The 10,653-nt window shown below is 68.7% G+C and carries 10 protein-coding genes; 1 reads left to right on the forward strand and 9 read right to left on the reverse strand.

The features are described 5' to 3' along the window. Positions 1-42: 42 nt before the first annotated feature. From ASJ79_RS10170 to glf, 9 genes are all read right to left on the reverse strand, one after another. Positions 43-249: a hypothetical protein gene (locus ASJ79_RS10170; RefSeq protein WP_067954735.1), complete on the reverse strand. Its 207-nt coding sequence runs from the start codon at positions 247-249 to the stop codon at positions 43-45. 47 nt (positions 250-296) lie between these two features. Further along, complete coding sequence (locus ASJ79_RS10175) at positions 297-779, reverse strand: DUF732 domain-containing protein (RefSeq protein WP_231750806.1); 483 nt, start codon at positions 777-779, stop codon at positions 297-299. Between the two features lie 35 nt (positions 780-814). Beyond that, positions 815-1,699 (reverse strand): alpha/beta hydrolase-fold protein, encoded by an 885-nt coding sequence (locus ASJ79_RS10180; RefSeq protein WP_067954737.1) that lies wholly within the window; start codon positions 1,697-1,699, stop codon positions 815-817. A gap of 140 nt (positions 1,700-1,839) precedes the next feature. Continuing rightward, positions 1,840-2,898, reverse strand: a complete 1,059-nt coding sequence (locus ASJ79_RS10185) for an esterase family protein (protein ID WP_067954739.1) — start codon at positions 2,896-2,898, stop codon at positions 1,840-1,842. A gap of 243 nt (positions 2,899-3,141) precedes the next feature. Next, on the reverse strand, positions 3,142-5,133 hold the full coding sequence (gene zomB / locus ASJ79_RS10190; protein WP_082753761.1) for a flagellar motor control protein ZomB: 1,992 nt from the start codon (positions 5,131-5,133) through the stop codon (positions 3,142-3,144). Beyond that, positions 5,111-6,058: a decaprenyl-phosphate phosphoribosyltransferase gene (locus tag ASJ79_RS10195; RefSeq protein WP_156448366.1), complete on the reverse strand. Its 948-nt coding sequence runs from the start codon at positions 6,056-6,058 to the stop codon at positions 5,111-5,113. The genes zomB and ASJ79_RS10195 overlap by 23 nt, the downstream gene beginning before the upstream one ends. Then, a complete protein-coding gene (locus ASJ79_RS10200) occupies positions 6,055-6,597 on the reverse strand; it encodes a phosphatase PAP2 family protein (protein WP_067954743.1) in 543 nt (180 codons plus the stop codon). Before ASJ79_RS10200 ends, ASJ79_RS10195 begins: the two co-directional genes overlap by 4 nt. Then, positions 6,590-8,530, reverse strand: a complete 1,941-nt coding sequence (locus ASJ79_RS10205) for a glycosyltransferase (RefSeq protein WP_067954746.1) — start codon at positions 8,528-8,530, stop codon at positions 6,590-6,592. The genes ASJ79_RS10200 and ASJ79_RS10205 overlap by 8 nt, the downstream gene beginning before the upstream one ends. Continuing rightward, complete coding sequence (gene glf, locus ASJ79_RS10210) at positions 8,527-9,768, reverse strand: UDP-galactopyranose mutase (protein WP_067954751.1); 1,242 nt, start codon at positions 9,766-9,768, stop codon at positions 8,527-8,529. Before glf ends, ASJ79_RS10205 begins: the two co-directional genes overlap by 4 nt. 162 nt (positions 9,769-9,930) lie before the next feature. On the opposite strand from glf, the gene ASJ79_RS10215 reads away from it, so the two are divergent. Then, on the forward strand, positions 9,931-10,653 hold a 723-nt coding region (locus ASJ79_RS10215), incomplete at its 3' end, for a hypothetical protein (protein ID WP_067954755.1).

The raw sequence follows: 10,653 nt of genomic DNA on the forward strand, positions 1-10,653 counted from the left end.
CCCCCTTTCCCTCCACGCCGCCCTGCCGAGCTCCGCGTCGGCCTACGCGGTCGACGTGAAGAACGTCGTCGTGGTGGCCGCGGCAGGCAACGTCGGCGGCGCCGCGGTCGGCGGCGCTTCGGGCCGGCGCAGCACCACGATGACGATCGCCACGATCAGCACCACGACGAGGCCCACCGCGCCGGCGGCGAACAGCGCCAGGAGGCGGTGGCGTTTCCGCCGGTTGGTCGACCGATTGGTCTTGGCCATGCGTCAGGTGCTCCTGTGGTCCATGAGGGGCGCGGGGTCGGTCGTGCTCAGCAGAGTCGCTCGGTCGCGATCCGAATGTAGTCGGCGGTGGCGGAGGCGACGTCGTTCGCCGACGGCACCTGCCCGGGCGAACCGCCGTCACCGTCGGAATCACCGACGTCGTTGCGTACCAGCGGGGCCACGAAGTCCCAGACCGCCTGCTCGTTCTGCCGGGCGGCGCGCGCCTGGCACACATACGAGCCGATGTTCAGGGCCGACAGATCGCTGGACGGCGTCACTCCGGCGCCGTGCAGCGCGTCCAGATAGTCCCGCTGGCGCGGGGTGACGACGAGCGCGTTGGAATCCCTCGCCGGGTTCCCGGGGCCGGGCAGCGCGGCGGTCGACCGGCCGTGCGGCGGCGCGGTCTCGACCTCCGAGCCCATGCCGGCGAGCATGTCGCCGTCCAGCGCGCATCCGGTCAGCCAGGCGGCCGGGAACGCGACGAGCGCGGACAGCCCTGCCACCCCGATCGCGCGTGAGCCGTGTTGCACGACTCCAAGGTACCGGGCGCTCCCCCGACTTCCGGTCAGCGAACCGTCGCGACGAGTTCGCCGGTCATCGCCGCGAGCTGCGCACTCCACGAACCCCAGTCGTGATTGCCCGAGGTCGGGAAGTCGAAGTGGCCGTTGCCGCCGCCGGTCGCCCGGTAGTGCTGGTAGAAGGTGCGGTTGCTGCCTTGGGCCTGGTCACAGTAGCCGATCATGGCGGGCACATCGGTGCAGGTCGTCGCCGCCGGGCTGTAGACCCACAGCCGGGTGTTGTTGTTCACCAGCAGCTGCACGTGGACGTCGGGGTCGTGCCACTTCCAGCGCCCCAGCTGTGGCAAGCCCCACATGTTGCGGGTGTCCACGCCGCCGAACCGGGCCAGCCCGGCGGTGATCGCGCCGTTCATCGCGGTCGCGGAGGGCGTGAGGAACCCCGACAGCGATCCGGCGAAGCGGTAGCGGTCGGGGTGGAACGCGGCCATGGTCAGCGCACCGGTGCCGCCCTGGGCGGCGCCGACGATCGCGTGCCCGTTGGGTGCCAGCCCCTTGTTCGCGGCCAGCCAGTTGGGCAACTCGTCGGCGAGGAAGGTCTCCCACTGCTTGCTGCCGTCCTGTTCCCAGTTGGTGTACATGCTCCACGCCCCGCCGGCCGGCGCCGCGACCGAGAGCCCAAGGCCGGACAGCGTGTTCATGGCGTTGCCCGCGGTCACCCAGTTGCTGACGTCGGGAGCGGCGTTGAACGCGTCGAGCAGCACCACCGCGTGCGGCCCGCCACCCTGGAACGCGACCGGGATCGACCGGCCCATCGCCGCCGACGGCACCATGAGCATCTCGACGCCCTGAGCGTTGGCGGGCGCGGTCACGCCCCCGAAGATCGCCGCCACGGCCAGTACCGCCGCTGCAATCGCTCGACACATCGCGTGCATTCGCCACCTCGTCTTCTGCGCACGGGTTTCCGGGCCTGCTTTCCGCAGTAGTGAACCACATCACCACCGGTGGCCGGAGGGCAAAACGATCGACGGCGGTGACCCCGCGAGAGGATCACCGCCGTCGGATATGTCGTTGTCTAGCCGCCCGAAACCGGCGTCACGACCGGCTCGGCCGGGGCCGACGGCTGCGGCACCGCGCCGAGCACCCGCTGGATGTCGGGCTTCATCTGCTGCAGCTGCTGACCCCAGTACGCCCACTGGTGGGTGCCGTTGGACGGGAAGTTGAACACGCCGTTCTTACCGCCCGCGGCGATGTACTCCTCCTGGAACGTCTTGTTGGTGCGCAACGTGAAGCCCTCGAGGAACTTCGCGTTGAACAGGTTGCCCGACGTCATGCCCGAATCGAGCTCGGCCGGCTTTCCGTTGCCGCAGAAGATCCAGACGCGGGTGTTGTTGGCGACCAGCGTCGAGATGTTGACCATCGGGTCGTTGCGCTTCCACGCACTGTTGGGGTCTTCGGTCTTACCCCACATGTCGTCGGCCTTGAAACCGCCTGCGTCACCCATCGAGATGTTGACCAGCATCGGCCACCAGCCCTCGGACAGGTTCAGGAAGCCCGACAACGAGCCCGCGTACTGGAACTGCTGCGGGTGGTGGATCGCCAGTGTCAGCGCGGCCGAACCGGCCATCGACAGCCCCACGGCGGCGTTGCGGTTCGGGTTCACGCCCTTGTTCGCGGCGAGGTAGGCAGGCAGTTCCTGGGTGAGGAAGGTCTCCCACTTGTAGGTGCTGCAGCCCGCCTTGCCGCAGGCCGGCTTGTACCAGTCGCTGTAGAAGCTGGACTGGCCGCCGACGGGCATGATCACGGCGAGACCGGAGTCGAGGTACCACTCGAACGCCGCGGTGTTGATGTCCCAGCCGTTGAAGTCCTCCTGGGCGCGCAGACCGTCGAGCAGGTACACGCCGGGGGCGTTCGGGCCACCGCTCTGGAACTGGACTTTGATGTCGCGACCCATCCCGGCCGACGGCACCATCAGGTACTCCACCGGCAGACCCGGACGCGAGAACGCGCCGGCGGTGGCCGAACCACCCACCGCGCTGATCAGGCCGGGCAGCACGATCGCCGCGAGCGCGGCCACCGTCAGCCGGCGGCCTACCCTACGTATCACTCTGGGCAGCGCCCCAACGAGCTTCATGCTTGTGTTCTTCCCATCTGTCGTAAGCAGCAACAGGCCGCCCGTCCAGAACGGACGGTCCCCTGGAGTCGGCCACTTTGCCCGTGTAGTCAACCACACCTTTGTGGTGATCTCCCTTTCCGCGAGCGCGGGCGCCGCGGATGTGCGGGGCCCTCACAGACCCCTTCACATGCCTTATCTGACCGACATGGCTGCAGCGTTACGTAAGCAGAAAACCCTTCCCGCCAACAAATCGCGGGCGCGCTACGGCCCGGCCGGGGGCAGCCCGGTGTACGGCGGGTTGACCGGTTCGGGTATCGGCAGGTCGCACCGCCTCAACTCGTACAGCGGCACTCGGTCGATGCGGTAACCGGTGAACTCCGCGGCGTTGAGCAGGTTGGACAGAAATCGCCTCGGCGACATCGGCGCCCGGACCGCGTTGAGCACCGCCTCGGTCTCCGGACACTTCAGCGCCGCCTCGGCCTGGCGAATCCAGTCCTCGTCCAGATAGGCGGGGATGTACGGCGGTTCCTTGAGGAACGGCCCCTCGGCCACCGCCCAGTCCGGGAACAGGTTCTTGTCGTGACCGATACGGCCGTCTTCGAGCCGCGCGGTATGCGCCGCAAGCGGATTGGCCAGACCGATCTGGTCGATCACCCGCACGTCGAGACCGACGTTCATGCCGAGCATCCCGAGGTTGGTGAAGAACACCGTCTGCGGGCCGCGGTAGTCGGCCGGCGCGTCCGGCGGCGGCGGGTAGGCGGGCACGACGTCCCACATGTCGTAGTTACCCGACGGCAGCCACAGCGCACCGTCAGGGGTGTTCCCGATCGCGACCAGTACGGCGCGCATGCGCGGGTAGTCGAGGTAGTCCGCGGCGGTCAGCGGATGCGCGTGCCCGGTCGCCTGCGCGTAGAACCGGCGCTCGTCGACGATGCCGGTGTAGGTGACGCGGGTGGCGTCCGCGCCCATCCCCGGGCTGTTGGCCGCCCACAGGGCCCAGCCCGCGACCGCCAGCCACAGCAAGCCGGTGGCGCCCGCGTACAGATAGCCTGCGCCCCTGGCCATCCGGCGACCTTCGGGCAGCATCAGCGGGATCACCGCGACCGGGGCCAGCAGACAGAACAGCGGTGTCAGCAGCACCCGGCCGTGCATGAAGTCACCACCCTGGCGGATCCAGTACACGGCCTGAAGCAACCCGCTCAGAAGCATGAAAAGCACCACGGCAGAAGGGCTTTGCACCGTCCGCGCCAGCCAGCCGGAACCGGCGGGGGCGCGTCGGTTCACCCAGTCCGGCCTGCCGCACAACAGCATCGCCATAATCGCCAGGCCGATCAGCAGCACAGCCGGCGCCCACAGCAAATAGGGCTGGTTGAAGTTCGCGAGGTACACGAACCCCTGTTGCCACTTGGCGCCCGTCGCATCCTTGGCCAGCGCCGTGCCCGGGAACAGCAGGCCGTAGTAGCCCATCCGGAAGATCTGGTAGCACACCGGGAGCAGGCCGCCCGCGACGACGATCAGCCCGCGCGCGCGCCAGTCCGTCGCCGCGATCAGCATCATCACCAGCGCGAGGCCGCCGATCAGGGCGAGCTCGGGCCGCACCAGGACGGACAGACCCGCGACGAAGGCGAGGGTCAGGTCGAACGCGCGCGAGGTGGTCGCGCCGCGCTCGGGCGGCGTGTCGCGCGTCCCGCGCAGTGATTGCCCCCAGACCACCATCATCCACCACAGCAGGCCGAGATAGGCCAGCACCAAACCGTTTTCGAGTCCGGAGGTGGCGAAGTCGCGTGCCGGCGGCACCGCGATGTAGACCAGCACGCCCGCGGGCAGCAGCAGCGCCCGGCGCCCCTTGAGCGTCGGCGCGTACAACCGCGCGGTGCCCAGCATCACGAACACGACACCGAGCACGCTGAGCACCAGGGCCAGCACCAGCGCCACGTATTCGAGTCGCGCCGGGCCGGCGACGAGCCCACCGAGATACATCAGGTACGACCACACGGTGGACGTGTTCGCCTCCACCCGCTCCCCGGCGTTGAAGACGGGGCCGTTGCCGGCCAACAGGTTCCGCACCGTGCGCAACACGATCAGGCCGTCGTCGGCGATCCAGCGGCGCTGCCAGGCGCCCCAGCCGAACAGCAGGGCCACCAGCATGACGGACAACCACAGGCTCACCCGCACCGATGCGTCGGAGGGGCGTGCGGGCCGGCGGGTGAACGCCGGGACGGTCAGCTTCTCAACTGAGGATGACTGCGGCACCGACGGTTCCAATCCACGCCAGCGCCAGCAGCTGGAGCACCCGGTCCTTCAAGGCGATCTCCTCGGGCTCCCCGGCCATGCCGCCGTCGACGTCGACGGCGTAGCGCAAGATGGCGATCGTGAACGGGATCATCGAGACCACGAACCAGGAGGTGCCGCCGGTCGCGTCACGCTCGAAGGCCCACAGTCCGTAGCACAACACCAGCGCGGTGGCCGACAGCGTCCACACGAAGCGCAGATACGAGCTGGTGTAGCTCTCCAGCGACTTGCGGATCTTGGCGCCGGTACGCTCGGCCAACTGCAGTTCGGCGTAACGCTTTCCGGCTGCCATGAACAGCGACCCGAACGCCATGGTGAGCAGAAACCACTGGGACAACGGCACATCGGCGGCGACACCGCCGGCGATGGCGCGGATCAGGAAGCCCGACGACACGATGCAGATGTCGATCACGGGCTGGTGTTTGAGACCGAAGCAGTACGCCAGTTGGACGGTGATGTAGACCGCCATCACCAGCGCGAGGTTCGGCGTGACCAGCCACGAGATCACCAGTGACACCACGCCGAGGACCACGGCGAGCACGTAGGCGAACGTCTCGGGCACCACGCCCGCGGCGATCGGCCGGAACCGTTTGGTGGGGTGCGCGCGGTCGGCCTCGACGTCACGGGCGTCGTTGACCAGGTACACGCTGGAGGCGGCGAGGCTGAAGACCACGAACGCGATCGCGACGTCCAGCAGCAGCGACAGCGAGTCCTCGCCCAGGCGGTGGACGAAGCTGGCGTCGGCCAGCGCGGCCACCGGCGCCGCGAACACCAACACGTTCTTGACCCACTGCCGCGGGCGCAGCGCCTTGACGACGCCGGCGGCGAAGTTCCGCGGCGGACCCGCGGTCGGACCCGGCTGCTGCCCCACCTCGGACGTGCTCATCGGGGTGTCCTCCTACGATCCCGGTCGGCGACGGTATCCGTCAGCCTGCCGACTGCTTTTCCGACGGCCGCCCCCACCGCCACCCCGGTGAGCACGTCGCTGGGATAGTGCACGCCGACCACCAGCCGCGACAACGCCATCGGCGGTACCAGCAGGGCCGGCAGCGGCAGGCCCGTGGGCCGCGCGAGCAGGACCGCCGCCGCGGTCGTCGACGTGGCGTGCGCGGACGGGAAGCTCAACCGGCTCGGGGTTCCGACGTTGACCGCGATCGCCGGGTGGTGCGGCCGTTGCCGGCGTACCACCCGCTTGATGACGACGGCCGCGGCGTGGGCCACGAACGCCCCGGCGCCCGCGGCGAGATACCCGCGGCGACGACGGGGCGACAGCAGCGCGCCGAGTGCGGCGATCGCGACCCAGCCGAGGCTGTGTTCACCGAAATGTGACAGCCCGCGCGCGGCGGGCAGCACCCCGGGCCGGTCGGCCAGCGCACGCTGAACGGCCACCAGCACGGCGTCTTCGCCGCGCGGTGTGTCAGACATGGCTGGATTCGGCTTGGAGCAGCACACTTTCCCATTTCTGCGTGCTGGTCAGCGTGGGCAGGGCCGCGCGGTACACCTTGCGCATCCGGTTGAACCTGCGGGCCAGCAGCGCCTGGCGCTTCAGCGACTCCCGCAGCAGCTCGAACATCTTCTCCCGGTCGCGTTGCCGGTAGACCACGCCGCGTCCGTCGGCGGTGGTCACGGTGACGCCGTCGACCTTGCACAACGAGAACCACCGGGCGTCCTGCGTCGCGACGTTGATCTGCGGGCGCCGGTGGTGCTCGGGGTCGTGCGCCTTGAGTTGGTGCAGCACCCCGCGGGCCAGCCGCGTCGAGATGGCGACCGGACCGGTCGGGATCTGGACTTTCTTGCGCCACCGCTTGTCCGACGGCGCGGGCAGCGCCGACGCGCTGGGCAGCACCACCGCGTCGGGATACTCCTGCCGCATCCTGCGCACCTCCGGCAGCGCCGACTCCAGGATCGAGAAGATGTGCTCCGGGCCGGCGAGGAAGTCGTCCATCGCCTTGTTCTGGATCGCGACAGTCGAATACTCCAGGCAGAGCAGGTGTTTCATCGTGGCCTTGAAATGGCTGGCGATCAGGCCGCGGATGTCGCCGTCCCAGTGCAGCGCCGCGACCACCAGTCGGTTGCGCAGGTGGAAGTACGCCTGCCAGTCGATCGCGTCGTCTTTGTCGCTCCAGGCCATGTGCCAGATGGCCGCGCCGGGAAGCGTCACGGTCGGGTACCCGTGCTCACCGGCCCGCAGGCCGTAATCGGCGTCGTCCCACTTGATGAACAGCGGCAACGGCTGGCCGAGCTCCTCGGCGACCTGCCGCGGGATCATGCACATCCACCAGCCGTTGTAGTCGACGTCGATGCGCCGGTGCAGCAGCCTGCTGCGGTGTTCCTCTTCGTCGTTGAGCGGATACTTCGCGAAATTGTGGTCGTACTCGGTGTTCACCGCGTTGGTCCACATGAAGTTCGCCGAGTCGACCATCTCGCCCATGACGTGCAGGTGCGACGGCTCCTGCAGGTTGAGCATCTGACCGCCGACGAGGGTCGGCACCTTCGCGAACCGGTTCATCGCCAGCGCACGGAGGATCGAGTCGGGCTCGATGCGGATGTCGTCGTCCATGAACAGGATCTGCTCACAGTCGGTGTTCTTCAGCGCCTCGTACATCACCCGGCTGTAGCCGCCGGAGCCACCCAGGTTGGGCTGGTTATGAATGGAGAGGCGGGCACCCAACCGCGCGGCGGCCGCGTCGAAGCCGGGATGGTCCTTGGCCTTGTTCGTGCCCTGGTCCGAGACGATGACCGCGCTGATGACCTCGTCGACCAGCGGGTCGGAGGTCAGTGCGGCCAGCGCGTTGACGCAGTCCGACGGCCGGTTGAACGTCGGGATCCCGACCGCCACGTTGGCCCGCCCCGGCGCGGGGATCGGCGCGTACCAGCCGGCGTGGTGCAGGGTGGACTTCGCGTCGGTGGTGATGTCGAACCAGATCCAGCCGCCGTCCTCGAACGGGGCCAGCTCGATCTCGAACTCGACCACCGCGGGCGGACCGTCCTCCGGGCCGGCGACCGGGGCGCCGCCGACCGTGATCCGGGCGCCGGTCGCCTTGGACCGGTAGACGTCGACGCGGGCGCTGCCGGTCAGTTCCACCCGCAGCACCACCGAGTCCAGGATCGACCAGCGGCGCCAGTAGCTGGCCGGGAACGCGTTGAAATAGGTGGCGAAGGACACCTCGGATTCCGCGCCGATGTCGAGCGTGGTGCGGGTGGGCGCGTGCGCACGCCTGGCGTTGGTGTCGGATTCCTCTATATAGAGCTTGCGGACGTCGAGCGGCTCACCCGGCCGCGGCAGGATGACGCGGGCCAGCGGGCTGACCGCTCGCGGCTTCTCGGCTTCGAGCGCCCCGGATGGGATGTCACTCATGTTCCACTGCTTTCTGTCTCGGCGTCGACCAGCGGCGCACCGTCACGCAGATGAGGCGCGAGCGTGTTGTCGTACATGTTCAGCGCGCTGGCGATCGCCATGTGCATGTCCAGGTATTGGTAGGTGCCGAGCCGGCCGCCGAACAGGACCTTCGACGACGCGGTCTCCGCTTTGGCCCGCGCCCGGTAGGCGGCGAGCAGCGCGCGGTCGGCATCGGTGTTGATCGGATAGTAGGGCTCGTCGTCGTTGTCGGCGAACCGCGAGTACTCGCGCATGATCACGGTCTTGTCCGGCGGATAGGACCGTTCGGGGTGGAAGTGCCGGAACTCGTGGATGCGGGTGTACGGCACGTCGGCGTCGTTGTAATTCATGACGGGAGTGCCCTGGAAGTCTCCGGTCGGCAGCACCTCGAGCTCGAAGTCCAGCGTGCGCCAGCCGAGCCGGCCCTCCGCGTAGTCGAAGTACCGGTCCAGCGGGCCGGTGTACACCACCGGCGCGTCCGGGTTCGCGGCGCGCAGCTGGTCACGCACGTCGAACCAGTCGGTGTTCAGCCGGACCTCGATGCGGTCGTCGGCGGCCATGTTCTCCAGCCATCTGGTGTAGCCGTCGACGGGCAGGCCCTCGTAGGTGTCGTTGAAGTAGCGGTTGTCGAACGTGTAGCGCACCGGCAGCCGGGTGATGTTGCTCGCCGGCAGCTGCCTGGGGTCGGTCTGCCACTGTTTGGCGGTGTAGTGCTTGACGAACGCCTCGTAGAGCGGACGTCCGATCAGCGAGATGGCCTTCTCTTCGAGGTTCTGCGCGTCGGCCGTGTCGATCTCGCTGGCCTGTTCGGCGATCAGCGCCCGGGCCTCGTCCGGCGAGTAGTACCGGCCGAAGAACTGGCTGACCAGACCGAGCCCCATCGGGAACTGGTAGGCCTGTCCGTTGTGCAGCGCGAACACGCGATGCTGGTAGCCGGTGAAGTCGGTGAACTGCCGGACGTAGTCCCACACCCGCTTGTTGCTGGTGTGGAACAGGTGGGCGCCGTACTTGTGGACCTCGATACCGGTCTCGGGCTCGTCTTCGGAGTAGGCGTTGCCACCGATGTGCGGGCGGCGTTCGATCACGAGCACACGCTTGCCCAGCTGCGTCGCCGCCCGTTCGGCGATGGTGAGGCCGAAGAAGCCGGAACCGACGACGAACAGATCGAATCCGTCGGCCTGCGGACGCGCTGCGGCCCGGGGATCAGGAGAGATCATCGGCAGCAAGGGTATCCGACCGGCGCTGCCCGACCCGAAACGACCGAGCCGCGCAGGTCGCGATTCGCTCACGATTCAGTCTCGTCACTCTAGACACATCAGTCACATCAGTAACATCGAGCGCGTACGCCAGTACGTAATCCATGTATTGAGGAGACTTCCGTGCCGAACCGACGTCGACGCCGGCTCTCGACAGCCTTGAGCACAGTCGCCGCTCTGGCAGTCGCAAGTCCAGTTGCAGTTGTTGCCGCTTCCCAATTGTCCGCACAACCGGCAGGCGACGGTGAGCCGGAGCATCGTGAGTTCGTCCAGGCCGCGTCCATCGCCGACCTTCCCGGCGAGTTGATGTCCGCGCTGTCGCAGGGCCTTTCCCAGTTCGGCATCAATCTCCCGCCGATGCCGACCGGTCTGCTCACCGGGACCGGAGCCTCGGCCCCGGTCACCTACGCCCCCGGCCTGGGCACACCGAGCCTGGCCTCGCCCGGCCTGACCTCACCGGGTCTCACCGCGCCGGCGCTGACCGATCCCGGCCTGGCCAATCCGGCGCTGACCGACCCGGCGCTGGCCTCCCCGGGGCTGACCACCCCGTCACTGACCGACCCCGGTCTGAGCACCCCGGGACTGACGGATCCGGCGCTGGCCTCCCCCGGGCTGACCACCCCGTCACTGACCGACCCCGGTCTGAGCACCCCGGGACTGACCACGCCGGGCCTGTCGACTCCGCCGGCGCTGACCGATCCCGCGCTGGGGGCGGTACCCATCTCGACGTCGGGTCTGCCCGCCACGGGTGAGATCCCGATCTCCGCGCCGGTGGGGCTCGATCCCGCGCTCGGGACCTACCCGATCCTCGGCGATCCGTCGCTGGCAGCCACGCAGCCGGTGGCG

The sequence above is a fragment of the Mycobacterium sp. NAZ190054 genome (assembly GCF_001545925.1).
GTDB lineage: Bacteria > Actinomycetota > Actinomycetes > Mycobacteriales > Mycobacteriaceae > Mycobacterium.

Bases quoted from the DNA above. Each gene is read 5' to 3' on its own strand.
- ASJ79_RS10170 (WP_067954735.1), bottom strand. From the start codon at position 249: ATGGCCAAGACCAATCGGTCGACCAACCGGCGGAAACGCCACCGCCTC.
- ASJ79_RS10180 (WP_067954737.1), bottom strand. From the start codon at position 1,699: ATGCACGCGATGTGTCGAGCGATTGCAGCGGCGGTACTGGCCGTGGCG.
- ASJ79_RS10185 (WP_067954739.1), bottom strand. From the start codon at position 2,898: ATGAAGCTCGTTGGGGCGCTGCCCAGAGTGATACGTAGGGTAGGCCGC.
- ASJ79_RS10195 (WP_156448366.1), bottom strand. From the start codon at position 6,058: ATGAGCACGTCCGAGGTGGGGCAGCAGCCGGGTCCGACCGCGGGTCCG.
- ASJ79_RS10200 (WP_067954743.1), bottom strand. From the start codon at position 6,597: ATGTCTGACACACCGCGCGGCGAAGACGCCGTGCTGGTGGCCGTTCAG.
- ASJ79_RS10205 (WP_067954746.1), bottom strand. From the start codon at position 8,530: ATGAGTGACATCCCATCCGGGGCGCTCGAAGCCGAGAAGCCGCGAGCG.
- glf (WP_067954751.1), bottom strand. From the start codon at position 9,768: ATGATCTCTCCTGATCCCCGGGCCGCAGCGCGTCCGCAGGCCGACGGA.